The organism is Streptomyces vietnamensis, assembly GCF_000830005.1.
Lineage (GTDB): Bacteria > Actinomycetota > Actinomycetes > Streptomycetales > Streptomycetaceae > Streptomyces > Streptomyces vietnamensis.
On the sequence record NZ_CP010407.1, the window covers coordinates 6,883,128 to 6,909,209 of the forward strand.

General features: G+C 74.6%; 29 protein-coding genes. 16 read left to right on the forward strand and 13 right to left on the reverse strand.

From position 1 onward, the window contains the following. Together SVTN_RS30870 and SVTN_RS30875 are read right to left on the reverse strand one after the other, a co-directional pair. Entirely contained in the window at positions 1 to 1,089 is a 1,089-nt protein-coding gene (locus SVTN_RS30870; RefSeq protein WP_041132039.1) for an adenosine deaminase, read from the reverse strand. 156 nt (positions 1,090 to 1,245) lie between these two features. Next, positions 1,246 to 2,010: a GntR family transcriptional regulator gene (locus SVTN_RS30875; RefSeq protein WP_041132040.1), complete on the reverse strand. Its 765-nt coding sequence runs from the start codon at positions 2,008 to 2,010 to the stop codon at positions 1,246 to 1,248. Between the two features lie 197 nt (positions 2,011 to 2,207). Here SVTN_RS30875 and SVTN_RS30880 point away from each other — a divergent pair, with 197 nt between their 5' ends. From SVTN_RS30880 to SVTN_RS30890, 3 genes are all read left to right on the forward strand, one after another. Further along, on the forward strand, positions 2,208 to 2,459 hold the full coding sequence (locus SVTN_RS30880; protein WP_041132041.1) for a LapA family protein: 252 nt from the start codon (positions 2,208 to 2,210) through the stop codon (positions 2,457 to 2,459). Then, complete coding sequence (locus tag SVTN_RS30885) at positions 2,456 to 2,803, forward strand: hypothetical protein (RefSeq protein ID WP_041132042.1); 348 nt, start codon at positions 2,456 to 2,458, stop codon at positions 2,801 to 2,803. The genes SVTN_RS30880 and SVTN_RS30885 overlap by 4 nt, the downstream gene beginning before the upstream one ends. Before the next feature lie 141 nt (positions 2,804 to 2,944). Next, on the forward strand, positions 2,945 to 3,487 hold the full coding sequence (locus SVTN_RS30890) for a GNAT family N-acetyltransferase (RefSeq protein WP_041132043.1): 543 nt from the start codon (positions 2,945 to 2,947) through the stop codon (positions 3,485 to 3,487). A gap of 8 nt (positions 3,488 to 3,495) precedes the next feature. Here the strand turns inward: SVTN_RS30890 and SVTN_RS30895 are convergent, their stop codons facing one another. Next, complete coding sequence (locus SVTN_RS30895) at positions 3,496 to 4,767, reverse strand: MFS transporter (RefSeq protein ID WP_041132044.1); 1,272 nt, start codon at positions 4,765 to 4,767, stop codon at positions 3,496 to 3,498. A 150-nt stretch (positions 4,768 to 4,917) separates the two neighbouring features. On the opposite strand from SVTN_RS30895, the gene SVTN_RS30900 reads away from it, so the two are divergent. Next, positions 4,918 to 5,508: a CGNR zinc finger domain-containing protein gene (locus tag SVTN_RS30900; protein ID WP_218922689.1), complete on the forward strand. Its 591-nt coding sequence runs from the start codon at positions 4,918 to 4,920 to the stop codon at positions 5,506 to 5,508. Between the two features lie 162 nt (positions 5,509 to 5,670). Here the strand turns inward: SVTN_RS30900 and SVTN_RS30905 are convergent, their stop codons facing one another. After that, positions 5,671 to 6,003, reverse strand: a complete 333-nt coding sequence (locus SVTN_RS30905) for a DUF6204 family protein (protein WP_041132045.1) — start codon at positions 6,001 to 6,003, stop codon at positions 5,671 to 5,673. A gap of 200 nt (positions 6,004 to 6,203) precedes the next feature. On the opposite strand from SVTN_RS30905, the gene SVTN_RS30910 reads away from it, so the two are divergent. Then, on the forward strand, positions 6,204 to 8,159 hold the full coding sequence (locus SVTN_RS30910; protein ID WP_041132046.1) for a DUF5107 domain-containing protein: 1,956 nt from the start codon (positions 6,204 to 6,206) through the stop codon (positions 8,157 to 8,159). 52 nt (positions 8,160 to 8,211) lie between these two features. On the opposite strand, the gene SVTN_RS30915 is transcribed toward SVTN_RS30910, so the two are convergent. Then, positions 8,212 to 9,048 carry a class I SAM-dependent methyltransferase gene (locus SVTN_RS30915; protein ID WP_041132047.1) on the reverse strand — a complete coding sequence of 279 codons (837 nt, stop codon included), beginning with the start codon at positions 9,046 to 9,048 and terminating at the stop codon, positions 8,212 to 8,214. A 90-nt stretch (positions 9,049 to 9,138) separates the two neighbouring features. Further along, positions 9,139 to 9,660, reverse strand: a complete 522-nt coding sequence (locus SVTN_RS30920) for a GNAT family N-acetyltransferase (RefSeq protein ID WP_041132048.1) — start codon at positions 9,658 to 9,660, stop codon at positions 9,139 to 9,141. A 172-nt stretch (positions 9,661 to 9,832) separates the two neighbouring features. On the opposite strand from SVTN_RS30920, the gene SVTN_RS30925 reads away from it, so the two are divergent. The 3 genes from SVTN_RS30925 to SVTN_RS30935 all read left to right on the forward strand — a co-directional run bounded on the left by SVTN_RS30925 (position 9,833) and on the right by SVTN_RS30935 (position 13,492). Next, the gene (locus SVTN_RS30925) at positions 9,833 to 11,047 is read left to right on the forward strand and encodes a sulfite oxidase (protein ID WP_041132049.1); all 1,215 of its coding nucleotides are present in this window, start codon (positions 9,833 to 9,835) and stop codon (positions 11,045 to 11,047) included. 83 nt (positions 11,048 to 11,130) lie between these two features. Then, a complete protein-coding gene (locus tag SVTN_RS30930; RefSeq protein WP_041132050.1) occupies positions 11,131 to 12,375 on the forward strand; it encodes an aminotransferase class I/II-fold pyridoxal phosphate-dependent enzyme in 1,245 nt (414 codons plus the stop codon). A 76-nt stretch (positions 12,376 to 12,451) separates the two neighbouring features. Next, positions 12,452 to 13,492 carry an MBL fold metallo-hydrolase gene (locus SVTN_RS30935; protein WP_041132051.1) on the forward strand — a complete coding sequence of 347 codons (1,041 nt, stop codon included), beginning with the start codon at positions 12,452 to 12,454 and terminating at the stop codon, positions 13,490 to 13,492. Here SVTN_RS30935 and SVTN_RS30940 read toward each other — a convergent pair. Together SVTN_RS30940 and SVTN_RS30945 are read right to left on the reverse strand one after the other, a co-directional pair. After that, complete coding sequence (locus SVTN_RS30940) at positions 13,472 to 14,113, reverse strand: DedA family protein (RefSeq protein WP_041134415.1); 642 nt, start codon at positions 14,111 to 14,113, stop codon at positions 13,472 to 13,474. The genes SVTN_RS30935 and SVTN_RS30940 overlap by 21 nt on opposite strands. A gap of 118 nt (positions 14,114 to 14,231) precedes the next feature. Next, on the reverse strand, positions 14,232 to 15,011 hold the full coding sequence (locus tag SVTN_RS30945) for an MBL fold metallo-hydrolase (protein WP_041132052.1): 780 nt from the start codon (positions 15,009 to 15,011) through the stop codon (positions 14,232 to 14,234). Between the two features lie 109 nt (positions 15,012 to 15,120). On the opposite strand from SVTN_RS30945, the gene SVTN_RS30950 reads away from it, so the two are divergent. From SVTN_RS30950 to SVTN_RS30970, 5 genes are all read left to right on the forward strand, one after another. Further along, the gene (locus tag SVTN_RS30950) at positions 15,121 to 15,525 is read left to right on the forward strand and encodes a recombinase family protein (RefSeq protein ID WP_041132053.1); all 405 of its coding nucleotides are present in this window, start codon (positions 15,121 to 15,123) and stop codon (positions 15,523 to 15,525) included. An 85-nt stretch (positions 15,526 to 15,610) separates the two neighbouring features. Further along, positions 15,611 to 17,842, forward strand: a complete 2,232-nt coding sequence (locus SVTN_RS30955) for an alkaline phosphatase family protein (protein WP_041132054.1) — start codon at positions 15,611 to 15,613, stop codon at positions 17,840 to 17,842. A gap of 66 nt (positions 17,843 to 17,908) precedes the next feature. After that, entirely contained in the window at positions 17,909 to 19,279 is a 1,371-nt protein-coding gene (locus SVTN_RS30960) for an amino acid permease (protein ID WP_041132055.1), read from the forward strand. A gap of 99 nt (positions 19,280 to 19,378) precedes the next feature. Then, complete coding sequence (locus tag SVTN_RS30965) at positions 19,379 to 19,765, forward strand: hypothetical protein (protein WP_041132056.1); 387 nt, start codon at positions 19,379 to 19,381, stop codon at positions 19,763 to 19,765. Positions 19,766 to 19,825: 60 nt separating this feature from the next. Next, positions 19,826 to 20,008, forward strand: coding sequence for a hypothetical protein (locus SVTN_RS30970; RefSeq protein WP_041132057.1), 183 nt, complete (start codon positions 19,826 to 19,828; stop codon positions 20,006 to 20,008). 55 nt (positions 20,009 to 20,063) lie between these two features. On the opposite strand, the gene SVTN_RS30975 is transcribed toward SVTN_RS30970, so the two are convergent. Both SVTN_RS30975 and SVTN_RS30980 read right to left on the reverse strand, forming a co-directional pair. Then, positions 20,064 to 20,813 (reverse strand): IclR family transcriptional regulator, encoded by a 750-nt coding sequence (locus tag SVTN_RS30975; protein WP_041132058.1) that lies wholly within the window; start codon positions 20,811 to 20,813, stop codon positions 20,064 to 20,066. Between the two features lie 425 nt (positions 20,814 to 21,238). Then, complete coding sequence (locus SVTN_RS30980; RefSeq protein WP_041132059.1) at positions 21,239 to 22,447, reverse strand: low temperature requirement protein A; 1,209 nt, start codon at positions 22,445 to 22,447, stop codon at positions 21,239 to 21,241. 229 nt (positions 22,448 to 22,676) lie between these two features. Here SVTN_RS30980 and SVTN_RS30985 point away from each other — a divergent pair, with 229 nt between their 5' ends. After that, complete coding sequence (locus SVTN_RS30985) at positions 22,677 to 23,102, forward strand: hypothetical protein (protein ID WP_041132060.1); 426 nt, start codon at positions 22,677 to 22,679, stop codon at positions 23,100 to 23,102. Here the strand turns inward: SVTN_RS30985 and SVTN_RS30990 are convergent. After that, a complete protein-coding gene (locus SVTN_RS30990) occupies positions 23,092 to 23,898 on the reverse strand; it encodes a helix-turn-helix domain-containing protein (RefSeq protein ID WP_041132061.1) in 807 nt (268 codons plus the stop codon). The genes SVTN_RS30985 and SVTN_RS30990 overlap by 11 nt on opposite strands. Before the next feature lie 102 nt (positions 23,899 to 24,000). Here SVTN_RS30990 and SVTN_RS30995 point away from each other — a divergent pair, with 102 nt between their 5' ends. Next, positions 24,001 to 24,303: a 4a-hydroxytetrahydrobiopterin dehydratase gene (locus SVTN_RS30995; RefSeq protein WP_041132062.1), complete on the forward strand. Its 303-nt coding sequence runs from the start codon at positions 24,001 to 24,003 to the stop codon at positions 24,301 to 24,303. Positions 24,304 to 24,400: 97 nt separating this feature from the next. After that, on the forward strand, positions 24,401 to 25,147 hold the full coding sequence (locus tag SVTN_RS31000; protein WP_041132063.1) for a class I SAM-dependent methyltransferase: 747 nt from the start codon (positions 24,401 to 24,403) through the stop codon (positions 25,145 to 25,147). On the opposite strand, the gene SVTN_RS31005 is transcribed toward SVTN_RS31000, so the two are convergent. Both SVTN_RS31005 and SVTN_RS31010 read right to left on the reverse strand, forming a co-directional pair. After that, positions 25,134 to 25,592 carry a hypothetical protein gene (locus SVTN_RS31005; protein WP_041132064.1) on the reverse strand — a complete coding sequence of 153 codons (459 nt, stop codon included), beginning with the start codon at positions 25,590 to 25,592 and terminating at the stop codon, positions 25,134 to 25,136. The genes SVTN_RS31000 and SVTN_RS31005 overlap by 14 nt on opposite strands. Further along, positions 25,589 to 26,074, reverse strand: a complete 486-nt coding sequence (locus tag SVTN_RS31010) for a hypothetical protein (protein WP_041132065.1) — start codon at positions 26,072 to 26,074, stop codon at positions 25,589 to 25,591. Before SVTN_RS31010 ends, SVTN_RS31005 begins: the two co-directional genes overlap by 4 nt. Between the last annotated feature and the right edge of the window lie 8 nt (positions 26,075 to 26,082).

Below are 26,082 nucleotides of genomic sequence, written 5' to 3' on the forward strand. Positions count from 1 at the left end.
CTACAGCGCCGCGTAGCCCGGCCGTACGACCTCGTCGACGAGCCGCTGCCGCTCCGGCAGCGGCAGGAACGCGGCCTCCAGGGCGGCGACCGTGAACTCCTCGAAGACCTCCGGGCCGTACCCGAAGGCGTCCACCATGTGCTGGAACTCCTCGCTCATGGTGGTGCCGGAGACCAGCCGGTTGTCCGTGTTGAGCGTGATCCGGAAGCCCAGGCGGCGCAGCTCGTCGATCGGGTGCGAGGCGTAGTCCTTCGCGGCGCCCGTCTGGAGGTTGGACGTCGGGCAGACCTCCAGGGCGATGCGGTTGTCCCGGACGTACGAGGCGAGCCGGCCCAGCGTGCCGTCCTCGGCGATGTCGTCCGTGATCCGCACGCCGTGGCCGATCCGCTCGGTGCCGCAGACCTGCACGGCCTCGTGGATCGACTCCGCGCCGACGGCCTCGCCGGCGTGGATCGTGTAGTGGCAGTTCTCCCGCTTCAGGTGCTGGAAGGCGGCGAGGTGGCGGGCCGGCGGGTTGCCGATCTCGCCGCCCGCTATGTCGAAGCCGGCCACGCCGTTGTCCCGGTGCGCGACCGTGAGCTCCGCGATCTCCAGGGAACGGTCGGTGTGGCGCATGCCGGTGAGCAGGGTGCGGACGGTGATCCGGCCGCCGGTGCGGCGCTCGCCCTCGCGGAAGCCGTCGTTGACCGCCACGACGACCTCGTCGAGGGTCAGCCCGCCCTCCAGGTGCTGCTCGGGGGCGTAGCGGATCTCGGCGTAGACGACGCCGTCCGCCGCCAGGTCCTCGGCGCACTCGGCCGCGATGCGCACGAGCGCCTCGCGGGTCTGCATGACCGCGCAGGTGTGCGCGAAGGTCTCCAGGTAGCGCTCGAGGGAGCCGGAGTCGGCGGCGTCCCGGAACCAGACCGCGAGCTCGGCCGGGTCCTCGGTCGGCAGCGCGGTGTAGCCGCACTCCCGCGCCAGCTCGACGATGGTCGCGGGGCGCAGCCCGCCGTCGAGGTGGTCGTGGAGGACGGCCTTGGGGGCCCGGCGGATCCACTCGGAGACGGTGGCGGCGGCAGGCGTGGCAGGGTTGTCAGACAAGTGCATGGCGGGGAAGTGTACGCGACGGCCGGGCCGGGTGCTGTGACGGCTCTGACAGGGGGCCGTGCGGGGCCTCGGTGCACGGCTCGTTCTACGGGCCGGGCTGGGCCGGGTTGGGTCGGGTCGTGTCGGGCCGGGCCCGCACCGCTCGTCGGCCCGCCCTCAGTGCGACTGCAGCACCGGCAGTGCGGGCGTCCCCGTCGGCAGCATGTGCTTCGCGGCCAGGACCGGCGTCTCGCCGACCCTCACCACCTGCGTGATCAGGACGGCGGGCGTGTCCGCCGGGCGGCCCAGCTGCTCCCCGCGCCGCCGCCCGAGCAGCGTCGCCGTGATGCCGCTGTGCGCGGTCAGGGCCGTCTCCCGCGAGGCCGCGACAAGCACCGCGAGCATCGAGACCGCATGAACCGCATGACCGGAGTCCGCCTCCGCCTCCCGCAGGGCCCGCGCGAACTCCGGGTGCACCCGGTCGAGCAGCTCGTCGGGCGCCGCCCACTCGTGGCTCAGCGCCGCCGCCGCACCCTCCCCGGTCAGTACGGACTCCCAGAACCGCAGCTCGGCACGGGCGGGTGCGAGCAGGTGCTGGGTGGTGAAGTCGGTCGGCTCCTCGACGGTCCTGAGCAGGGCACGCACTCGCAGCGGGGTGCCCGCGCCGATCAGTTCCTCCAGCGGCTGGACGTGCTCGAAGCCCCGCCGGGGCGGACGGTCGTTGACCGTGCGGCCCACCCCGCGCCGCACCGTGAGGACCCCGTCCTCCTGGAGCAGCAGCAGCGCCTCGCGCAGGGCCGGCCGGCTGACGCCCAGTTCGGCGGCGAGCTTCGGCTCGGACGGGAGCGTGGAGCCCGGCGGGTAGGTGCCGTCGTGGACGGCGTCCGCGATCCGCTCGTAGAGCGCCACGACCGGTCGCCGCCGCTGTCCGCTGACCGCCACGGCCCCTCCTCGTCTCGTTCCCGGCCCGTTCCCGGCCCGGTCTCCGCCGTCTCTCCGCACACGGTAGCGGCCCACGTTGTCTGACAAGTCACCCGTACGGCCCACCTTGCCATCACGGGGAGGCCCCGCCCGTCCCATTCTGGTCCCACGGCTGTGGCCGGGTACGACCGACGGCACGACGGAGGAGAGGGCCGGGCATGAGTCCGAAGCAGGCGCCACGGACATCGGGCGGGGGCACGTCCCGGTTCGCCGGAGCCTTCACCCCGGGCCGGATCGCGATGATCGTGATCGCGGTCCTCACCCTGGTCTTCATCTTCGAGAACACCCGCGAGGTCAAGATCCGCCTGCTGATCCCCGAAGTCACCATGCCGCTCTACGGGGCCCTGCTCGCGACCGCCGTCCTCGGCGCCGCCTGCGGCTGCTACTTCGTCGCCCGGAGGCGGAAGTGAGGCGGGCCACCGTCGTCGGCGTCGGCGCGGTCCTCGCGCTCGCGGCCGTCGCCGCCTCCTCGGCGGAGGAGGCCGCCGCACCCGGCGAGGCCGGGACACGGCCGATGCCGGACTTCCTCGACCGGGGCCTGTGGCGGGTCTTCACCCGCCTGGACCGCCGGACCCGGCTCGACGTCCACGACGTGAGCGGCCGCGACCGGCGGGTGCTGTGGCCGCCGCGCTGGCAGGTCTGCACCCAGTACCCGGCGGCGGGCACGGCCCTCGACCGGCGCACCACCGTCATGATCGGAGTCGTACGGAAGGGAGAGACCTGCCCGCCCCGCGTACGGGACGCCCGCCGCTGAGCGCCGCGCGCCGGTGCGGGGCCGAGCCGGGCCGTGCCCGTACGAGCCTGGCCGTGTCCGTACCGGGCCTGGCCGTGTCCGTACGCGCCTGTTGCCTGGCCCGTAGTGCCTCCCGCACCGCACACCCCCTAGCCTGCCCCCATGCCCGACGATCACGGTCCGTACCTCGCCGCCGGGCCCCGCGTGGGCCTGCGTCCCTTCTCCCCGGCCGACGCCGAGGAGTTCACCGCCCGCGCCCGCGAGAGCCGGGAGCTCCACCGTCCCTGGCTCTTCCCGCCGTGCACGACCGAGGCGTACACCGCCTACGCGGGCGCCCTCGTCGGGGACCCGGCCCGCGCCGGCTTCCTGGTGTGCGAGCACGCGGACGGCGACCGGATCGCCGGCTTCGTCAACATCAACAACATCGTCCGCGGCGCCTTCCGCAGCGGCGCCCTCGGCTACGGCGCCTTCGCGCACGCCGCCGGACGCGGACTGCTGACCGAGGCCCTCGGCCTGGTCCTGGAACACGCCTTCGGGCCCCTGGAGTTGCACCGCCTGGAGGCGAACATCCAGCCCGGCAACACCGCCTCCCGCGCCCTCGTCCGCCGCGCCGGCTTCCGCCTGGAGGGCTTCTCGCCCGCGATGCTGCACATCGACGGCGCCTGGCGCGACCACGAGCGCTGGGCCATCACGGCATCCGACTGACGAGCTCGTCAGGGCCCGTCGCGAAAGCGCCTCGCGGTGCGATTCCGCGACGGGGGAGCCGTTTCGGCGTCGCGGAGGGCTCGGGTGGTGACCCGGGAGGCGAGGGGGATCGCGACGAGGGCGAGTCCGAGGGCTGCGGCGACGAAGGCGGCGCGTACTCCCAGGACCCGTCCGAGGAGGCCGCCGGTGAGGGCCCCGAAGGGGACGACACCCAGGACGATCAGGCGGTAGGCGGCGGTGACGCGGCCGAGGAGCTCGTCGAGGACCGCCGCCTGGCGCAGGGTGCTGACGACGATCTGGTTCAGCGAGGCGGCGAGGGCGGCGCCGAACATGGCGGTCAGGGCGAGGGGCGTGCTGTGGCCCAGGCCGAGGACGGCGTAGCCGGCGGCCGGGACGAGGGCGGCGAGCCAGGTGGTGGGGCCGCCGCCGATGCGGGGCACGACGTGGGCGGCGAGCAGTGAGCCGGCGATCGCTCCGGCGGCGGGAACGGCGACGAACAGGCCGTAACCCGACAGGGGAACGCGGTACGGGCCGGTGACCAGCAGGACGAGGAGTCCGCCGGTGGCCGCGCCGAAGAAGTTGATCGCCGCCGAGATGAACGCGACTCGGCGCAGCAGGCCGTGGCCCCAGAAGTGGGCCCATCCGGAGCGGATGTCCTGGGCGATGCCGGTCCGGGTCGCGCCACGGTGCCCGTGGTCCTCGCCGGTGGGGAGCAGCGGGGGCAGCAGCAGGGCCGCCAGGCCGGCGAGGGCGAACGCGGCGGCGCCGGTGAAGAAGGCCGCCGATGCCGCCAGCGCGAACAACGCCGCGCCGGCGGGCGGACCGACGAAGGTGTTGATGACGGACTGCGTGGCGAACAGCCTGCCGTTGGCGCGCTCCAGTTCCTCCCGGGGCACGAGGCGGGGCGGGATCGTCAGGGCGGCGTTGTCGACCATCGTCTCGGCGCAGCCGGCTGTGAACACCGCGGCGTAGAGGAGGGCGATGTGGTGCCCTCCACCGGCCAGGGCGAGGGCGAGCAGCGCGAACCCGGCCGCGCGCAGCCCGTTGCCGACGACGAGTATCCGGCGCCTGTCCATGCGGTCGGCCAGCGCGCCGGCGGGGAGGGTCACGACCAGCCAGGGCAGGAACTGCACCACCGTCATGCCCGCCACCACGAGCGGGTCACGGGTCAGTGTGGCGACGAGCAGCGGGGCGGCGGCCTGCAGCAGCCCGTCGGCGAGGTTCGAGGACGCCTGGGACGCCCACAGCGCGGTGAACGGTCTGCGGAGGGCAGCGGGCACGGTCGGTCTCCTGGCGGCTGTCTCACGGGTGATGGGCCGATCAGGCATGATGCCAAGGAGATCACCTCACATGCAATAATCCTTTTGCCCGTGAGGTCTTTCCGGCGGGCGGCAGAGCTTCGGGCTGCGAGGGGACGAGAGGAGCCGAGGGTGAGGTTCGGCCACATCGCGGGTGACCGCATGCTCGACCTGGTGAACACCGTGGCCTGGCGGCTCGGCGGGCCCGAACGCAGGGAGGGACTGAACACCTTCGCCGACGTCCTCGACTGGTGCACCGAAACCGGCCTGATCAGTACGGACGAGGCCGCGTCCTTGCGCGACCTCGCCGGCCGCGACGACGCCCGGGCCGAGCGGGAAAGGGAACAGGTGGTCGAAGCGCGCGAGAAGGCCTACGCGGCCCTCTTCGAGGGCGACGCCGAAGCCGCAGCGGACCTCGCGGACCTGTACCGGGCGGCGATCGCCGCGGCCGACCTGGTCCCCACGGGCGACCGCTGGCAATGGGAGGACCGGGAGACCGACCTCCGCCTGCCCCGCCACCGCATCGTCCGCGGACTCGTCGCCCTCACCCAGCGCGACGGCCTCGACCGCCTTCACCAATGCGAGGACGCCAAGTGCGGCTGGGTCTACCTCGACACGTCACCGCGGCGCAACCGCCGCTGGTGCAGCACGAAGGACTGCGGCGACCGCAACCGCGCCCGCACCTACTACGCCCGGCAGAAGGCGAAGGGCCGACAGCCCTGAGGCACGCGGTCGAGTACGGGACCGACGTCCGCCACCGGGCGACGGGACCGACGTCCGCCACCGGGCGACCGTGCTGCTCGCAGCCGTCGACGAACGGCCGCGACCAGCACTTTCACAGCAGATCCCAGGACCTGTGTACGGCCCCGATCCGCCGGACAGGCCTTAGCGCTTCCGGTTGATCTTCATCGTGTCGAGGTCCGTCACCGTCGAGCGCAGCGCCTTGTACCCGTGCCCCAGCTCCCCGAGCGCCGTCTCCACCCGGTCCTCCGCGATCGCGCCCGCCATCTCGTCGCCGTCCTCGGCGTCCGAGACGACGACCAGGCGGTACGAGAAGGCCTTCAGCGTCCGGTCGTAGGCCAGCGAGCCCTCCTCCGTGAACTGCATCGCCGCCATCCCGTGGTCGTCCACCTCGGCGAGCAGCCGGGCCCGGCTCTCCTCCGACAGGCCGTCGAACGTGCCGCGCACGATGACCCGGTAGGTGTGCTGCGTGCCCATTCCTCGTACTCCCTGTGCCTGGTCCACGCCCGCCACGGCGGCGGGCCGACCCTCCACACTACGGCGGCGTCCGCCGTCGCCGCCGGGAATATCCGGGCGGCCCCGCCCCCGGCCCCTTTGCCGAGGACTGACCGGAGCCTGACGCGGAGAACCGCGTAGAGCCCCTGGTCAGGACCGGCTCCGCCGTGTTCCATGGATCGATGACGACCGTACGACGTGCCGTACTGACGCTGCCCGCAGCCCCGTTGGGCCCGGACAACCCTCTCCCCGCACTGCGGGCCCCCGCCGGCGCCGGGGCCCACGCGGTCGACGCGCGGACCCTCGCGGAGCTCCCGCGCGACATGGCCCGGGGCATCGGACGGGCGCCCCTGCGCAGCCTGCTCCCCACCCCCGTGCGCGACGGCTACGGCCGCGAGCGCACCCCCGCGGACCTCGACACGATCGTGATCGAGAACGACCGGCTCCGGGTGACCGTGCTCCCCGGCCTCGGCGGCCGCGTCCACTCCCTCCACCACAAGCCCACCGGACGCGAACTCCTCTACCGCAACCCCGTCCTCCAGCCCGCCGCCTTCGCCCTCAACGGCGCCTGGTTCTCCGGCGGCATCGAGTGGAACATCGGGGCCACCGGCCACACCACCCTCTCCTGCTCGCCCCTCCACGCGGCGACCGTCCGCGCCCCCGACGGCGGCCCGATGCTCCGCCTGTGGGAGTGGGAGCGCCTGCGCGACCTGCCCTTCCAGGTCGACCTGTGGCTCCCGGAGGACTCCGACTTCCTGTACGTCGGCGTCCGCATCCGCAACCCCCACGAGCGGACCGCCCCCGTCTACTGGTGGTCCAACACCGCCGTCCCCGAGGAGCGCAGGGTCCTCGCGCCCGCCGACGCGGCCTGGCACCACGGCTACGAACGCGGCCTGGACCGCCTCCCGGTGCCCGTCACCGAGGACGGCACCGACCGCTCGTACCCGCTGAACGGCGTCCACGCCGCCGACTTCTTCTACGACCTGCCCGAGGAGCAGCGCCGCTGGATCGCCGCCCTCGACGAGGACGGCCACGGGCTCGTCCAGACCTCCACCGACCCGCTGCGCGGCCGCAAGCTCTTCCTGTGGGGCACCGGGCGCGGCGGCCGGCGCTGGCAGGAGTGGCTGACCGAACCCGGCACCCCCGGCTACGCCGAGATGCAGGCCGGACTCGCCCGCACCCAGCTGGAACACCTGGAGCTCCCGGGCGAAGCGGAGTTCAGCTGGCTGGAGGCGTACGGACCGCTCGCCGCCGACCCCGCCACGGCGCTCGGCGACGACTGGGCCGCCGCCCGCGCGGACGTCGAACACCGTCTGGAGACGGCGCTGCCCCGTACCGCCGTCGACGCGGCGTACACCGCCTGGCGGGAGGGCGCCGCGGACGCCGAACCGGAGACCGTCCTCGCGGCCGGCTCGGGCTGGGGAGCGCTCGAAGTACTGCGCGGGGGATACGCGTTGCCGGGCACGCCCTTCCCCGAGTCGACGCTCGGCCCCGACCAGGAGCCCTGGCGGGAGCTCCTGCGCACCGGCGTCCTGCCGCCCCCGGCGAAGGACGCGGCCCCCGGCGCGCCGCTGGTCGCCGCCCCCTGGCGGGACATGCTGGAGACCGCCCCGGCCGACCCGTCCACCGAGTACCACCTCGGCATCGCCCAGTGGCACGCCGGAGACCGCGCCCAGGCGGTACGGAGCTGGGAGCGCGGACTGCACCGGGCCGAGGTGCGCTGGCCCCTGCTGTACTGCCTGGCCGTCGCCGACCGGGAGGACGGGCACCCGGCGCGGGCCGCCGAGCGGTTCGCGGAGGCCTTCACCGACCACGAGGCCCACGACGCGGGCGAACCCGTGGCCGCCGCCCTCGGGCGCGAGGGCGTGGCGGCGCTCCTCGCCACGGGCCGGCCCGGCCCGGCCCGGGAGCTGTGGGCGCGGCTGCCGGACGCGGTCCGGGACAGGGGCGCCTTCCGCTTCCTGGAGATCCGGATCCTGCTCGCCGAGGGGCGGCCGGCCGAGGCCCGCGCCGTCTTCGACGCGGGCTTCGAGGTCGCGGACCTGCGCGAGGGCGCGGAGATCCTCGGCGAGGTCTGGGCGGAGCTCACCGACGAACCCCTGCCGGACGCCTACGAGTTCAGGATGCGCCCGAGCTGATGTGCGCCGTGGGCCCGCCCGGTGTCCCGGGCGGGCCCACGGCTGCGCCGGCTCAGGACACCCGGCACAGGATCTCGCCGTGCGGGACCATGAACCAGGCGTCCTCCTGCTTGCCCCACTCCCGCCAGGCCTCCGCGATCGACGCCAGTTCGGCGGTGGTCGCGTGCCCGCCGTCGACGGCCAGTTCGGCGTAGACGGAGGCCGTCGTACGGTCCGCCCACAGGCCGCTCCACCAGTCCCGCTCCTCCTGGGTGGCGAAACACCAGGTGCCGGCCGTCGTCGTGACCTCGGTGAAGCCGGCCTGCCGGGCCCAGGAGAACAGCCGCCGTCCCGCGTCCGGTTCGCCGCCGTTGGCACGGGCGACCCGGTGGTACAGGTCCTGCCACGCGTCCAGGCCGGGCCGCTCGGGGAACCAGGTGAAGGCCCCGTAGTCGCTGTCGCGGGCCGCGACGACCCCGCCGGGCCGGCACACGCGCCGCATCTCGCGCAGCGCCTGGACCGGGTCGCCTACGTGTTGCAGCACCTGGTGGGCGTGGACGACGTCGAAGGAGTCGTCGGGGAAGTCCAGGGCGTGGACATCGGCGACCGCGAACTCGACGTTCTCCAGGCCGCGTTCGGCGGCCACCGCGCGGGCCTTCTCCAGTACGTCATCGGCCGCGTCGACCGCCGTCACCCGGCCCGGCGCGACCAGTGCGGCCAGGTCGGCGGTGATCGTGCCGGGCCCGCAGCCCACGTCCAGGACGTCCAGGCCCGCGCGCAGTTCGGGCAGCAGATAGGCGGCGGAGTTGGCGGCGGTCCGCCAGGCGTGCGAGCGCAGGACCGACTCGTGGTGGCCGTGCGTGTAGACGGCGGTCTCATGGGCCGCGGGCTGCGCGGAGGCGTGCGTCATGGAAGCGACTCCCTCGGTGTGGGTGCGTGCCTCCACCGTACGCACCGCCGCCGAATAATGAGACCCGCGTCTTGAGATGTGGACAGTCGGTCAGGGCAACAGCTCGCGCCGGTACCGGAGTTCCTCCAGGACCCGGCCGCCCGTCTCCTCCCGCACCGCCGTCCCGTCCGGCCGCCAGCCCCCGGCCTCGTAGAACCTCCGCCCGCGCGTGTTGCCCGCGAACACCCACAGCGCCGCCGCGCGGAACCCGGCCGCGCCCATCGCCTCCGTGGACGCCTCCGTGAGCGCCCGGCCGACGCCCGTGCCCCAGACCTCCGGCAGGGCGTACAGCGCGGCGAGCTCCGCCGTGCTCCCGGGCGCGAACTCTCCGTCGTCCGGCCAGGGGCGGAAGCAGGAGAACGCGACCAGTCGCCCCTCGTCCCCCGTCGCCACGAGCACCGTGGGCCGGTCCGGGGCCGTCAGGCGGGTGCGCCAGGTACCGGCGCGCTCTTCTGTGGACAGGGCGTCGAGGTACGGGCCGGGGAGCAGGTCGCGGTAGGCGGCCCGCCAGGACAGGACGTGCACGGCGGCGAGGGCCGCCGCGTCCTCGGGAAGCGCTTCACGTATCGGCATGCGGCATTGTGGCCCGGGGGGCGCCCGGACGGCTGCGGATTCCCGAGCGGTCCCGACCTGACGGACCCTCGTGTGACAGCACCGTGAACGGACCGTCCCGAGCGCCTCCGCGCCCCTAGGGTGGGCCCGCCGCCGCCCGGTGGCCCGTCCCTCCCCCCTACCGAGGAGCCCCGTGCCGTACTCGTCCGCGCCCGCCCGCCGCTCCCTCCTGAAGCTGCTCGCAGCGGGCCCGGTGGCCTCCGCCCTCGGCGGGCTCGCCACCGCCGCCCCCGCGTACGCTGGTCCCGTGGACGTCTTGGCGGGTGCCGCGCCCGGCATCGTCAAAGCCCTCCCGCCGGAGTACTTCACGGTCCGCGGGACCAACGCCGAGGCCCGCTACGAGACCTTCGCGGATACCGGACGCCTCACGCCCGCCGACCGCTTCTTCGTCCGCAACCACACCTCCACCCCCGTCCTCGACGCCGCCGACTGGAAGCTGACCCTCTGGGGCGACGGACTCCACGGCCGCACCCCCGTCCACTTCACCTACGGGCAGCTGCGCGACCTGCCCTCCGTCACCCGGACGGCCCTCGTCGAGTGCGCCGGGAACGGCCGCAGCCTCTACACCACCCAGCAGGGCGAGCCCGTCACCGGCACCCCCTGGACCCTCGGTGCCGTCGGAGCCGCCCGCTGGCGCGGCGTCCGCCTCGCCGACGTGCTCCGCAGCGCCGGGATCGCCCACGACGCCGTCGACCTCCAGCCGCGCGGCCTGGACGACCCGTACGTCTCCGGCGGCGTCGATCACGGCCGGGTCCGCCGCCCGCTGCCGGTCGCCAAGGCCCTGGACGACGTGATCCTCGCGTACGAGATGAACGGCGAGCCGCTTCCGTACGACCACGGCTTCCCCGTCCGTCTGATCGTGCCGAACTGGATCGGCATCGCCTCCATCAAGTGGCTCGGCGACATTGAGGTCTCCACCAAGCCGCTGACCTCGCCCTGGTCCACCACCTGGTACCGCCTCTTCGGCTCCGCCTACCCGGCCGAGGGTGCTCCGGTCGACTTCCAGACCCTCAAATCGGCCTACGAGCTCCCTTTCGGCGCCACCCTGGAGGCGGACCGCGTCCACCGGCTCACCGGCCGTGCCTGGTCCGCCCTCGCCCCCGTCCGCTCCGTGGAGGTCTCCAGCGACGGCGGCGCCCACTGGCGCCCCGCCCGGCTCGTCGACCGCCCGCGCGCCGGCGGCTGGGTCCGCTGGGACGCCCCCTGGCACCCCCGCGCCACCGGACCGGTCACGCTGCTCTCCCGTACCACCGACGAGGCCGGCAACACCCAGCCCGAGCGGGCCGTCCACAACACCCAGGGGTACCTCTTCAACGCGGTCGTCCGTCACCCGGTCGCCGTCGTCTGAACGGGCGGAACCGCCCGAACCTTCGTATAAAGGGCACGGGGGGTGCCTGCCCGGCGCCCCCGTGCGTTCAGGAGGTACGGGACATGCGGCAGACGGCTCCGGAAGGCCGCGGCCCGGTGCGCTACGGACCCCCCGCACCCGACACCGGCCTCGGCACCGGCCTCCCCGTCCTGCCCGGACTCGCCGGGATCCTCGCCGCGGCCGCCGGGCGGACCGCCCCCGAGCCGCCCGGCGGCGGGCCCGTCCTGCGCGAGGCCGCTGCCGGCTACTGGTGGCGCCGCGGCCTGCGCACCCACCCCGAGGACGTGGTCGCCGCCCCCGGCGCCCCCGCCCTCCTCCTCGCCCTGATCGCCGCCCACGGCGGCGACCTCCTGCTGCCCCGACCCTGCCCCGCCTGGTGGACCCCGCAGGCCCGGCTCCTCGGCCGCCCCGCCTACCACGTGCCCACGTCCGTCGAGGCGGGCGGCGTCCCCGATCCGTACGCCCTCCTGGAGACCGTCCGGCGGATCCGCGCCGAGGGCGGCGACCCCCGGGTCCTGCTGCTCTCCGTCGCCGACGACCCCACCGCCACCGTCGCCCCGCCCGAGCTCGTCCGCGAGGCCTGCGAGGCCGCCGTCGCCGAGGGCCTCCACGTCATCAGCGACGAGACCTGGCGCGACACCCTCCACCACCCGCACGACACCGTGCTGCTCAGCCCCGCCGAGATGTGTCCCGACGACGTCACGATCCTCACCGACCTCGGCGGCGCCCTCACCCCCGCCGCCTGGCCCTGCGCCGCCGTCCGCTTCCCGCCCACCGACCCGTCGCGCGCCGACCGCTGGACCGACCGCAGGGCCCGCGTCCTCGACGTGCTCACCGCCCTCGGCGCCCTCGTCCCAGGGCCCGTGGCCCCCGCCATGGCCCACGCCCTCGACGAGCCGGAGGACGTCACCGTACGGGCCCGGCGCGCCGCCACCACCCACGGGCTCCTCGCGGCGGCCGCGCACCGCACCGTCCTCGCCGCCGGAGCCCTCGCCAGGCCCCCGCAGGCCGGCCGCCACCTCTACGCCGACCTCGGCCCGCTGCGCGCCGGGCTCGCCGCCCGCGGCGTCACCGACTCCCTGGAACTGGAGAGCCACCTCACCGCGCGGCTCGGCGCCCCGGCGACCGGCGGCCACCGCTTCGGCGACGAACTCGGCGCGCTGCGCGTCCGGTTCGGCACCGGCATGTTCCTCGGCGCCACCGAGGAGGAGCGCGCCGAGACCTTCAGGGTCGCCGATCCCGTGGAACTGCCGTACGTGGCACGGGCGTTGGAAGACTTCGGAGGGGCCCTGGAGGAACTCCGATGACGGCGACCGCGGCCGTGCGCAGCTGTCCCACCAGCCCTCCACGACGCGCCGAGCACGAGCGGAACGGAGCCCGCAGATGACCGAACGGACGGCACCCCCCGCCCGGGCCGGACAGGCCCCGTACCACCCCGGCCGGGTCACGCCCCCCGCCCCCGTCCTCCAGCCCCTCGGCCGGCTCCGGCAGGACTGGCCCCGCACCTTCGCCGACCGGCTCACCGCGCCCCTCCCCGGCGTCCGGGCCCTGGCCCGCTTCGCCCGCGAAGGAGCCGTACGCCCCCGCCCCGAGGGTCTCAGCGACATCCCCCTGCTGCCCTTCGAGCCCGGCCCGCTGCCGCCCGCCGGGCCCGACACCCTCGCCGTCACCTGGGTCGGCCACGCCAGCTGGGTCCTGCGCATCGGCGGACTCACCGTCCTCACCGACCCGGTCTGGTCCCGCCGCATCTTCGGCACCCCGGCCCGGCTCACCCCCGTCGGGGTCCGCTGGGAGGACCTGCCGCCCGTCGACGCCGTCGTCATCAGCCACAACCACTTCGACCACCTCGACGGCCCCACCCTCAAGCGGCTGCCCCGGCACACCCCGGTCTTCGTCCCGGCCGGACTCGGCCGCTGGTTCACCCGCCGCCGGTTCAGCCGCGTCACCGAGCTCGACTGGTGGGAGGCCGCCGAACTCGACGGCGTCCGCTTCGACTTCGTCCCCGCGCACCACTGGTCCAAGCGCACCCTCCTGGACACCTGCCGCTCCCTGTGGGGCGGCTGGGTGCTCACCGACCGGGCCGGGCGCCGGATCCACTTCGCCGGGGACACCGGGTACGGCCACTGGTTCGCCGAGATCGGCCGCCGCCACCCCGGCATCGACCTGGCGCTGCTCCCGATCGGCGCGTACGACCCGCGCTGGTGGCTCAGCGACGTCCACACCGACCCGGAGGAGGCGGTCCGCGCCCACCAGGACCTCGGCGCGCGGCGGATGGCGCCCATGCACTGGGCCACCTTCGTGCTCTCCTCCGAGCCGGTCCTCGAACCCCTCACCCGGGTCAGGGCCGCCTGGGAGAAGACCGGTCTGCCCCGCGAGGACCTGTGGGACCTGCCGATCGGCGGCTCACGGGTGCTCGTGCCCTGACGGCGCCTCCCGGGGAGTGCCCCGAAGCCGCCGCCACAGCGCCGGGACCGCGCTGATCAGCACCGTCAGACCCACCGCCGCGACGACTCCCTGCCAGGGCTCGGGGAAGAGCGAACCGCCCAGGATCCCGATCAGCTGGTACGTCGCCGCCCACGCCAGGCAGGCCGCCACGTCCGCCCGGACGAAGCGGCGCAGCGGCATCTCCGCGAGCAGGCACGCCAGCATCACCGGGATCCGCCCCGCCGGCACGAGCCGGGACAGCACGAGCACCGACACCTGGTGCGTGTCGAGCCGCTCCTGCGCGTGCGCGAGCCGGTCCGCCGTCACCCGGGAGCGCAGCGCGGCCAGCCACCTGGAGCCGTTGCGGGAACGGACCCCGCGCTGCCCGAGCCAGTACAGCGCCGTGTCGCCGAGGCAGGCGGCGAACGCCGCCACCAGGAAGACGAAGAGCAGCGAGAACGGCGAGGACTGGTGGAAGGCTACGACCGCCGCCGAACTGACGATCGCGCCCGTCGGCACGACCGGCACGAGCGCGCCGAGCGCCACGAGCAGGAACAGCGAGGGATAGCCGACCGCCTGCTGCGTCGACTCCGGCGGCAGCTCGCGCACCGCCGTGACCATGCCGGTGAGCCCACCGATCACCGCGCGACCTCCGGCCGTACGGGTCCGCCGGACACGGCACGACCGCCCGTCACCGCGCGACCTCCGGCCTCCACGAGAGCCTCCACGAGCCCTCCCGTCACCGCGCGACCTCCGGCCGCACCCGGTCGCCGTGACCGAGGAGGTGGACCGCCACCTTCGGCGCGAGCCGGGCCGCGTGGCGGACGAACTCGTCGCCCGGTGAGTGGAACTCGTGCGGCCGGACCCCGTCGAGCCCGATCGGCCAGTACGTGCCGAAGTGCACCGGCACCGCCGCCGCCGGCGACAGCGCGGCGAGCGCCTGGGCCGCCCGCCCCGCGTCGAGGTGGCCGTGCCCGAGGTACGGGCCCCAGCCGCCGACCGGCAGCAGGGCCACGTCCACCGGGCCCACCGCGTCCGCCATGCCGTCGAACAGGCCGGTGTCCCCGGCGAAGTACGTGCGCGCCTCGCCCTCGACGACGTACCCGAGCGCGGGGGAGCGGTGCGGCCCCACCGGCAGCCGCCGCCCGTCGTGGAGCGCCGGGACGGCCCGTACCGTCACGCCCTCCACCGTCACCGTGTCGCCCGGCTCCACCTCGGTCAGCCGCAGCCCGGCCCTGTCGAGCCTGCGGAGCCCGGGTACGGCGGCGGGCGCGCCGCGCGGCACGAGGATCCGCGTCCCCGGCGGGAGCAGGCCGAGCGAGGGGAGGTGGAGGTGGTCGGCGTGCAGGTGCGAGACGAGGACGACCTCGGCGCGGGCCGCCTCGGGCGGCGGCAGGGCGCCGCGCCGCCGGCGCAGATGGGCGAGCCGCCGCGTGAACAGCGGATCGGTGAGGAAACGGACCCCGGAGTCCTCGACCGTGCAGGTCGCGTGCCCCCACCAGGTGACCTCCACCGGCATGCCGCCCTTCTGCTCTCGGTCGTCCGTGCTCGTTCCGTAACGAGAGTAAATGTCCGGAGCATGCTCCGGAGGATGTTCGGGCGTCACCTTCCGGCAGTAGGGTCGGCCCATGGACGACGTTCGGGTGGCGGCGATCGCCAGCCTCACCCCGCTCGAAGAGCTGGACAGCGACCCCTTCCTTGTCGACACGCGCGGCCAGCACGCGGTGTGTGCCCGCTGGGCCGACGACAAGGGGTACGTGCTGGCCCGTCAGCTGTTCTGCTACGGAATCCGCCCCGACCACGCGGAGCTCTGGGCCGACGTGGAGGCCGGGACGGTGGACCTCTTCGTGGCCGCCAACGAACGGGTCCTCGCCCGCGCGTTGACCTCCGTGTCCGGCTTCCGCGCCGAGTGCGAGCGGCGCGGCGTGCGGGTGGAGACCGTCGGACTTGACGAACCCCCGTACGACACGGCCGCCAAGGCGGGGGTGCACCGGCGGCTCTCGATGCCCACCGCCGGGTACGACGGCTCCTGAACCCCTGACTCCTGACACATGTCCCGCCCGATCGGGCCCGTTGTGCCACGCTTGAGGCAGGAAACGGGCGAAAGGTGAAGCGGGCGTGGGTGACGGGCGATGGGGTGGCGCCGACCGCTGGCGGTCCGCGGGCAGGACGGTGACGCGGGTGATCGTCGTCTGGGCGGTGTCCACGCTCACGATGCTCCTCCTCGCCGGCCTCCTTCCCGACTTCCAGCTCCAGTCCGCCGACGGCGACAGTTTCACCAGGACCGCCCTCACCGCCGCCACGGCCGCGGGCGCCTTCGGTCTGCTCGTCGCGCTCGTCTGGCCGCTGATCGTGCGGGCCCTGCTGCTCGTCCCGGCTCTCCTCCTCGGCCTGCTCGTCTTCTTCCTCAACGGCTCCCTGCTGCTCGTCGCGCTCTGGCTGATCCCCGACGGGCGCGGCGCCGCCGCCCCCGAGACGGCCGTCGTGGTCGCCGCCGTCATGTCCGCGGTCGCCTCCGCCACTTCCACGGCCCTCGCCGTCCGCGACGACGACGCCTACCGGCGCCGGCTCTACCGGCTCACCGGCCGCACCCGCCCCCGCGACCCCGGCGACACGGCGGAGGTCGTGCCGGGCACGGTCTTCCTCCAGCTCGACGGCGTCGGCCACCACGTGCTGCGCGGCGCCGTCGCCGACGGCCTCATGCCGACCGTCGCGCGCTGGCTGGACGCCGGCCACCGGCTCACCCCCTGGCGCACCGACTGGTCCAGCCAGACCGGCGCCAGCCAGCTCGGCATCCTGCACGGCTCCAACCACGACGTGCCCGCCTTCCGCTGGTACGAGAAGGACACCGGCCGGATCATGGTGTCGAACCGCCCGGCGAGCGCCGTCGAGCTCCAGCGCCGGGCCGTGCGCCGCACCGGGGACGGTGGTCTCCTCACCGTCGACGGGGCCTCCCGGGGCAACCTCTTCAGCGGCGGCGCCGACCAGCTCGCCCTCGTCCTGTCGATGGCCGCCCGGCGCGGCCGCCGCAACCGCTCCCGGGCAGGCTACTTCGCGTACTTCTCCGACCCGGCCAACGCCGTCCGCACCGCCGGATCGCTCGTCGCCGAGTGCGTCCGGGAGGTGTACCAGTCGACGCGGGCACGGCTGCGCCGGGAGACCCCGAGGGTCTCGCGCGGCGGCACGTACCCCTTCGTCCGGGCCTTCGCGACGGTCGTCGAGCGGGACGTCGTGGTCTCCGCGGTGATGGGCGACATGCTGGCCGGGCGGACCGCGGTCTACGCCGACCTCGTCGCGTACGACGAGGTGGCGCACCACTCGGGACCGCACGGCCGCGACACCGACCAGGTCCTGGCGCGCCTCGACCGGGCGATCGCGCTCATCGCGACCGTCGCCGAGCACGCCCCGCGTCCGTACCGGATCGTGCTGCTCTCCGACCACGGGCAGAGCCCCGGCGAGACCTTCGAGTCGGCGTACGGTCTGACGCTCAAGGAGCTCGTACGGGCCGGGTGCGGGCTCCCGGTGCCGCGCCGGGTGCGGCGGACCCGCAGGGGGCACCCCCGGACGGAGTCTGGGGGAGGATCGGAGGCGCGGGACGCGGCGAGGGACGCGCTGCGCAGCGCGCTGCACCGGCCGGTGGACGAGAGCGGCGAGACGGCGCGGGAGCTGCCCGCCCGGCCCTCCGAGCCGGTGGTCCTCGCCTCGGGGAACCTGGGCCTCGTCTCCTTCCCCGACGTGCCGCACCGGATGACCCGGGAGGAGATCGACCGCCGCCATCCGGCGCTGCTCCGCACCCTCGCGCACCATCCGGGGATCGGTTTCGTGCTCGTGGCGAGCGCCGAGCACGGCTCGGTGGTGCTCGCCCGCGACGGGGTGGAGGTGCCGGTCGCCGAGCTCACGGACGACGGGCCGCTCGCGGTCTTCGGGCGGGGCGCGGCGCGGGCGGTGCGGCGCACGGACGGCTTCCCGCACGTCGCGGACATCATGGTCAACTCCATGTACGACCCGGCGACGGGCACCGTGCACGCCTTCGAGGAGCAGATCGGCTCGCACGGCGGCCTGGGCGGCGAGCAGTCGCACGCCTTCCTGCTCTCGCCGCCGGACCTGTCGCCGCCGGTGGGGGAGGGCGAGGAGCTGGTGGGGGCGGAGCGGGTGCACCGGGTGCTGCGGCGCTGGCTGCGCGAGTCCTCGGGGCCGCAGGTGCCGCTGGGGCAGGTGGGGCAGGTGGGGCAGGTAGGGCAAGTGGGGCAGCCGGGCCAGCTGGGTCAGATGGAGATTTCCCCGTCCACAAGCGCTTCGGAATCACTTCTTCCGGTTGAAGACCCGGTCGCGCAGGACAAAAACCACTGATTTGGGCGCCTGTTCGCCGTTACCGGACGATGGTTCGGATTTGTACGACGGAAGGCGCACCACCCCATGAGCACGGCCACCACAACTCCACAGCGGGACGCGGCACAGCAGGAGGGCACCAAGCACGCCCGCCGCTTCGGACTCCCCATCGCGACCGCCCTGGTCATGGGCAACATCATCGGCGGCGGAATCTTCCTGCTGCCCGCCTCCGTCGCCCCCTACGGCACCGTCAGCCTCGTCGCCTTCGGCGTCCTCACCCTCGGCGCGATCGCCCTCGCCCTCGTCTTCGGCCGCCTCGCCCACCGCCTGCCGCAGACCGGCGGACCCTACGTCTACGCCCGCGCCGCCTTCGGCGACTTCGCCGGCTTCCTCGCCGCCTGGTCGTACTGGATCACCGCCTGGGTCTCCAACGCGGCCCTCGCCGTCGCCGCCGTCGGCTACCTCGACGTGATCGTCCCCGTCCACGAGTCCAAGCTCGCCACGATCGCCGCCGCCCTGGCCTTCCAGTGGCTGCCCGCACTCGCCAACCTGGCCGGCACCCGCTACGTCGGCGTCGTGCAGATCGTCGCGACCGTGCTCAAGTTCGTCCCGCTGATCCTGGTCGCCGTCGGCGGCCTGTTCTTCTTCGACAGCGCCAACCTCGGACCGTTCCAGGCGGGCGGGGGCGGCACGCTCGGCGCGGTCTCCGCCTCCGCCGCGATCCTGCTCTTCAGCTACCTCGGCGTCGAGTCCGCCGCCGTCAGCGCCGGCGAGGTCCGCGACCCCCGCCGCAACGTCGGCCGCGCCACCGTCCTCGGCACCCTCGGCGCCGCCGCGGTCTACCTGCTCGGCACCCTCTCCGTCTTCGGCACCGTCCCCCACGACAGGCTCGTCACCTCCACCGCGCCCTTCTCCGACGCCACGAACGCCATGTTCGGCGGCTCCTGGGGCGGCACCCTCGTCGCCTGCATGGCCATGGTGAGCATCCTCGGCGCGCTCAACGGCTGGACCCTGCTCAGCGCCCAGGCCCCCTACGCGGCCGCCCGCGACGGCCTCTTCCCGAAGGTCTTCACGGTCAAGCGGCGCGGCGTCCCGACGGTCGGCGTCCTCGTCACCGTCGTCCTCGCCTCGCTCCTGACCGTCTACAACTACACGGCCGGCACGAAGGGCGTCTTCGAGATCCTCGTCCTCGTCACCACCTTCACCGCCACCGTGCCCTACCTGCTGTCCACCGCCGCCCAGATCTACTTCCTGCTCTCCGGACAGTCCGAGAAGGTGTCCGGGGCCCGGCTCGCCCGCGACGGCGTCCTCGCCCTCGCCGCCTTCGGCTTCTCCCTCTGGCTGGTCGCCGGATCCGGCTACGCCGCCGTCTACCAGGGCGTCCTGTTCCTCTTCGCCGGCGTGCTCGTGTACGCGTGGATGGCGGCCCGCAAGCAGCGCGCCGCGACCCGGGGCTGACGGCCGGGGCGGTGAATCCGGGGGCCGCGCGTAGGCCGCCCGGGCGGATCTCCGGCCGGGGGCGCGTGCCGGGCGTACGGCGGGGCAGTACGGATCTCCGTGAGCCCCGCGCGCCAGACGCCCGCCGCGCCCGCCACCCCGGCGGGGCGCCGGACGCGCCCGGACCGGGGCCGGCACCGGTGGATCGCGCTCCTCCTCGTCCTCGCCGCCCTGTTCGGCGCCGGGGTCGCCACCGCGCTCCCCGTCGCCGAGACGCGCGCCGCGGCCGCTGCCGCCCCGGCCTCCGACCCGGGCGGCGAGACCCACGACCAGGTCGCCACCCCGGCCGGACTCCCCGGCCGGGCCCGCCGGTACGGCACGCGCCTCCGCCCCTTCGGGCACGGGGCCCGGCCCCACGGCCCCCGATTCCACCTCCGGATCCCGGCCCCCGCCCCCGTACCCGCCCCGCGCGGCGACGCGCTCCGGTGCGTGGTGATGCGCTGCTGAGAGGCCCCGCCTCCCCGCAGTTCCCCCCCACATCACCCCCGCACCACAAGGAGCTTCGCCATGCCCGTCGACCCGTACGCCGTCCTCCAGGCCCTGCTGCGCGCCGAGGCCTCCCGCGCCCGGCGCACCGAACGCACCGCCCCCGAGCCGGGAGCCCCGGTGCCCGTGTCCGCCCCCGCGCCGACCCCCGAGCCGCCCGCCCACCGGGAGGACCGCCTCCGCCGGGAAGGCCCCCTGGGCTGACCCCGGGACCGGCCTCCCGGAGCACACCTCCGGGGGGCCGCCGTCCGTTCCGGCCTCAAGTCAGGACGGTGAAGGCGTGGGCCGTCAACGCCCGTTCGAGCCGCTTCCGCAGCCGCAGCGCCGTCTCCTCCAGGCGGTCCTCCTCGTCCACCGGCAGCGAGAAACCCACCGCCGAGTGGACCCCGCCGACCGTGATCGGCACGGCCCCGCACACCGTGCCGAGCATGTACTCCTCCCGCTCGACCACCGGCGCGCCCCGCCGGATCCCGGCCAGCCTGCGCATCAGCGCCTCCTCGTCCGGGACCGTCCGCGGCGTCAGCCGGCGCACCGGCCGCCGCGCCAGATACGCCCGGCGGGCCTCCGGGTCCAGCTGGGCGAGGAGGCACTGCCCGAGCGCGTGGGCGTGCGCGGTGGCGCGGAACTCCGCCCACTCCTCGGCGGCCGGCCGCCCCGGGGCGTCCACGCGGATCACGAGCTCGACCTCGTCCCCGTCCATGACCGCGTAGGAGACGGGCGCGTCGAGCTCCTCACCGAGCACCCGCAGCCACTCGGGCAGCCGCGTGCCGTGCCCGTGCCCCGGCCCGGCGAGCCGGGGCGCGGCGGGCCCGAGCCGGAACGTCCCGCGCTCGTGGCGCAGATGACCGTCGTGGACGAGGGTGCGCAGCAGGTGGTACGTGGTGGCCAGGGGCACCCCGGTCATCCGTGAGAGGCGCTTGGCGGTGAGCTCGTGGTGCTCGGCGACGAGTTCGAGAAGAGCCAGCGCTCGACGGACGGAACCTATGAGGGTGGGGCCGGTGGGAGCCATGGGGCCAGTGTGGCGATGACGCGGATGGGGCGGCGGGCCCATCTTTTGGATCTCGTACGAACGTCCCGGCCGCGCGCGACGAAGCGCCACGTTCCTCCAAGCCGCCGCCACGGCCACCGGGCCGCCGCCTCGGGCATGGGACGCACGGGGCCCGTGAAGGTTCTAGGCGCGCCGACCTCCGAGGGATCGCCCCCCGGCCTCAGGTCCTGGGCGGACCGGCCTCTCGGTGCGATCGCCCCCCGGCCTCAGGCCCTGGGCGGACCGGCCTCTCGGTGCGATCGCCCCCCGGCCTCAGGCCCTGGGCGGACCGGCCTCTCGGTGCGATCGCCCCCTGCCTCAGGCCCTGGGCGGACCGGCCTCTCGGTGCGATCGCCCCCTGCCTCAGGCCTCCGACTGACCGGCCCCTCGGAGCGGCCGCCCCCGTCTCAGGACGCCTCCCCCTCCGTGACCGGCCGCGCGCCCCGCCTGGTGTGCAGTCCCACGAGGACCGCCGCCGCCGCGGCGAGGACCGCGAGGGCCACCAGGGCCGGGACCAGGCCGACCAGGGGGCCCGCCGCCAGGCAGCACACCCCGCCCACGGCCAGCGCGGTCGGCCGCCGGCCCGAGGTGCGCAGCACGATCGCGGCGGCGCCGAGCAGATAGACGCCGACGCCCCCGGTCAGCGACCAGGCCACGGCGCCGTGCAGCGGCTCGGCCAGGTCGTAGTGCCCGGTGTCGGCGACCTGCTGGAGGACCTTCTTCATCCCGAGCGCGCAGAGCACGATCCCGGCGACCAGCGGCAGGTGCAGGAAGGTGTAGACGTCCCGGGCGAAGCGGGTGCGGTCGTCGCCGTCGAGCTCGGAGAGACGGTGCTCCGCGGCCTCGCCGAGCTGCCGGAAGTACAGCCACCACAACCCGGCCGAGAGCAGCAGTCCGGCCGCCGCGCCGCCGAGCACCGCGTACGAGAGCGGGAAGCTGCCGACGCCGACGCCCATCGCCACGATGGACTCGCCCAGGGCGATGATCACGATCAGGCCGTGCCGCTCGGCGAAGTGCCCGGGGGAGTTGACCCGCCAGCCGGAGGAACCGGTGATGTAGATGCCGCCGTAGTCGACGGCCACCGCCCCCAGCCACCACAGGAGCTGGGCCCGGCCGTCGTACGCGCAGCCGATGAGCAGCAGCACCAGCGGCGGCAGCACGGACGCCATGGCCGTACGCCGCAGGGTGGCCCGCAGCGCGGCGTCCCCCGGGCTGGAGACCCAGTACGAGACCAGGTGCAGGATGCGCACCGCGCCGTAGCAGAGCACGAACACCAGCGGCGGGGAGAGCCCTTCCGGCGCGTCCGCGAAGACCTTCGGCACGGCGAGGGACACGATCAGGACGACGGCCATGACGGTGACGAGGACGCCGAACAGGGCGCCGGAATCGGCCCGTACGACATTGCCCAGCCAGGCGAAGGCGCACCAGCACCACCAGAGCAGCGCGAGGACGACCATCGCGCCCACCATCCGCGCCGGTGAGGGCGCGGCCGCCATCAGGGCGGTGACCTGCGTGATCGCGTACACGAACACCAGGTCGAAGAAGAGTTCCGCGGGCGTCACCTTGTGATCGCCCCCGGCGGCCACCATGCGGGCCCGCTTCCTGTTTCTCGCCATCTGCGTTCTCCCCCTTCGGGCACCGGTTCCGGCCACCCCGGCGCGAAGACTACTCACCCCGGGGGGAGTGGTGAGACGGCTGTCCGGAGACCCGCATTACCCGGCAGGTAATCGACCCCCTCCGCGCCGCCCGGCATGCTCATGAACACCGGAACCCGGGCGGCGCACTCCGCTCGGGCTCCGGGCCCACCACCAGCACGAACGTCCCCCTTTTGGAGGGTGATCCGCCATGTCCCAGGCCCTGCTCGCCGGCCTCGCCCGCACCACCCGCCCCCAGTCCGCGGTGCGCCGCTTCCTCGCCCTCGACGCCGTCGTCACCGGGGCCAACGGGATCGCCTACGCCGCCGCCTCCGGCCCCCTCGGCGAACTCCTCGGCGTCGACGCCGGACTCCTCCTCGAACTCGGCCTCTTCCTCACCGCGTTCGCCGCGGGCGTCGCCTGGCTCGCGAGCCGCCCGCAGCCCCCGGCGCTCGCCGTGAAGCTCGTCGTCGACGCCAACGTGCTCTGGGCCGTCCTCAGCATCGTCGCCCTCGTCGCCTGGCTGGAGCCGACCACCGCCGGCCTGGTGTGGACCCCGATGCAGGCGGTCACCGTCGCCGGTTTCGCCGCACTCCAGTGGGCCGCCCTCAGGGCCGTCGCGTCCGCTACGCGTTGAGGGACCGCAGGTACGCGACCGTCTCCGGGTCGGCCGGGAGGAACGTCTCGATGGCCAGCTCGGCGACGGTCACGTCCATCGGCGTGTTGAACGTCGAGATCGACGACACGAACGACAGCACCCGCCCGTCGTGCTCGATCCGCAGCGGCAGCGCGAAGTACGGGTACGGCTCCGCGTCCGGCCGGTCCTCCGGGTCGATCCGCTCCGGCAGCGGATAGCCCGCCACCTCCTCGTACAGCTCCCGCAGCTGCTCCGAACGGGCCAGCGCGATCTGACGGTCCATCTGGGCCAGGAGGTGGCCCCGCCACTCTCGTAGGTTCCGGATCCGGGGCGCCAGGCCCTCCGGGTGCAGCGTGAGCCGCATCGCGTTCATCGGCGGGGTCAGGAGGTGCTCCGGAAGCCCGCCGAGCAGCAGCTCGATCCCCCGGTTGGCCGCCACCACCGTGTACGTGCCGTCGACCACCAGCGCCGGATACGGCTCGTACCCGTCGAGCAGCTGCTGGATGCCCCAGCGCAGCGTCTCGAGGCGCGGCGCGTCGAGCGGCGACTCCGCGTACCGGGGCGCGTATCCCGCCGCGAGCAGCAGCGCGTTCCGCTCCCGCACCGGCACGTCCAGGTGCTCGGCGAGCTTCAGGACCATGTCCTCGCTCGGCCGGGCGCGGCCCGTCTCCACGAACGAGATGTGCCGCGCCGAGGAGTCCGCGCGCAGCGCCAGCTCCAGCTGGCTCAGCCGCCGCTGCTCACGCCATCCGCGCAGCAGCGGCCCTACCCCCGTGTCGCTCACGACAGTTGTCATGGCCAGACGGTATCCCAGAGGGGGACGCCGGGTAGCTTTCCCCCCGGGGCCCCTGTCCGTCACCCCGTCACCCCGCACCACCCGACCGGAGGGAGCACCGCCGTGCCCACGCAGCCGCTGTCGCAGAAGGAGATCGAGGACCGCCTGAGGGAGCTTCCCGGCTGGTCCGTCCACGAGGACCGGCTCGCCCGGAACTACCGGTTCGAGGACCACTTCGCGGCGACCGCGTTCGTCATCCACGTGGCCCAGATCCAGCAGGAGCTGAACCACCACTCCGACCTCACCCTCGGCTACGACACGGTCGCCCTCGCCGTGAGCACCCACTCCGTCGGCGGCATCACCGAGAAGGACTTCGAGCTCGCCGACCGCGTCGAGGGGATCGCCCCCGGCCACGGAGCCAGTTGACCCGTCGTCAGGATCGCCCCCGCTACGGCGGGAACCGACCCGTCGTCAGGATCGCCCCCGCCACGGCGGGAACCGACCTGTCGTTAGGATCGTGGTCATGGGGGAGACCACGCTCGACTACGAGGCCGAGGCGGCGCACTACGACGAGACCCGCGGCGGGGTGCCCAGGGCCGAGGCGGCCGCGGGGGCCGTCCTGCGGCTCGTCCCGCCCGGCGCCCGCACCCTCCTCGACCTCGCCTGCGGCACCGGCCTCGTCACCGAGCGGCTCGTACGGACCGGCCTGCGGGTGTACGGCGCCGACGCCGCCCACGCCATGGCGCGGGTCGCCGCCGACCGGGCCCCCGGCCGCGTCGTACGGGCCGACGCCCGGCGGCTGCCGCTGCCCGACGCCTCCCTGGACGCCGTCACGGCCGTCTGGCTGCTGCACCTGGTCCCCTTCGCGGCGGACATCGTCGCCGAGGCGGCCCGGGTGCTGCGCCCCGGCGGCGTCCTCGTCGCCACCGTCGACAAGGACGCCGCCCACGACGTCGACAGCGACATCGACGCGGTCCTCCGCCCGTACCGCTCGGCCGGGGCGGCCTCCGACCGCACCGACCTGATCACCGGATACGCGGCCGCCCACGGCCTCGACCCCGCCCCCGGCACCCGCTTCACCGGCCACGGCCAGGGCGCCACCCCGCGCGACACCGTCCGCAAACTCCGCGCCGGCTACTTCGCCTCCTGGTTCGACGGCGACCCGGCGACCACCGAGACCCTCGCCGCCGCCCTGTCCGACCTGCCGGACCAGGACCGCCCCCGAGCCGACCCCCGTTACCGGCTCGCGAGCTTCGTCAGGCGCGGCTGAACTCCATCACCCAGTTCGTCACCCACGCGTCGGTGCCTTCGGCCGCGAACGCCTGCTCCCAACGGGCCGAGTCCGGCCCGATCCCGGACCACCGGAACCGCACCCGTACCGGCCGTCCGGCGTAGCTGTCCGCGCCGTGGAACTCGCCCGTACCGTCGGCCGAGAACCGGCCCCGTACGGGCGGATCCAGCCTGCCCGTACGGCTGTTGGACCAGTTCAGCGTCCACTCGCCGGTCTCCGGCTCGTACAGCCGCAGCGTAAGACCGCTGAACCCCTCCGAGGGGAAGACGATCTCGTCGACGTGGGCCCGGCCGTCCCAGAAGAGGCAGCCGGTGGTGTGCCCCTCGAACTCCTTCCACCCGCTCTCCGGGTCGAGGAAGTCCGCGAGACGGCGGTTGTGGACCCGCCAGCGCCCGTCGAGGAAGGAGAAACCGTCGTCGGTCACGCGCCCGCCCCCGTCCCCGTCGTCCCGGACGGCAGCGCGTCCGCGAGGTAGCCGGCCAGATCCGGCGTTTCGGGCGTCAGCACGTGCCGTACCCAGGCCTCCCGTTCGTGCCCGAGCGGCGCCAGCTCCCATACGCAGCCGATCCACGACCGGTCGACCCGCACGAAGTGCGCCGGATCGGTGTCGGGGCAGTCCAGGGCGGGCTGCCCGGCGGCCCCGCCGCCGAAGTGGAGCACGTTGTCCCACACCCAGCTGTACGCGTTGAGGTAAGCGCCGCTGTCACCACCCCGGTGCAGCACCACGAAGCCCGCCGCCGGGGTGCCGTCCGGAGCCGGCAGCAGCTCCGGAAGCAGCGCGTACGCCGCCTCCTCCACCTCCGGTTCGATGCCCTCCGGGTCGGAGGTGACGTGATAGCGCTTCAGGTGCCGCCCGGCGATCTCGACCGGCGGCAGGACCAGGAGTCTCTTCTCTGAGAAAGCCATGACTGGAC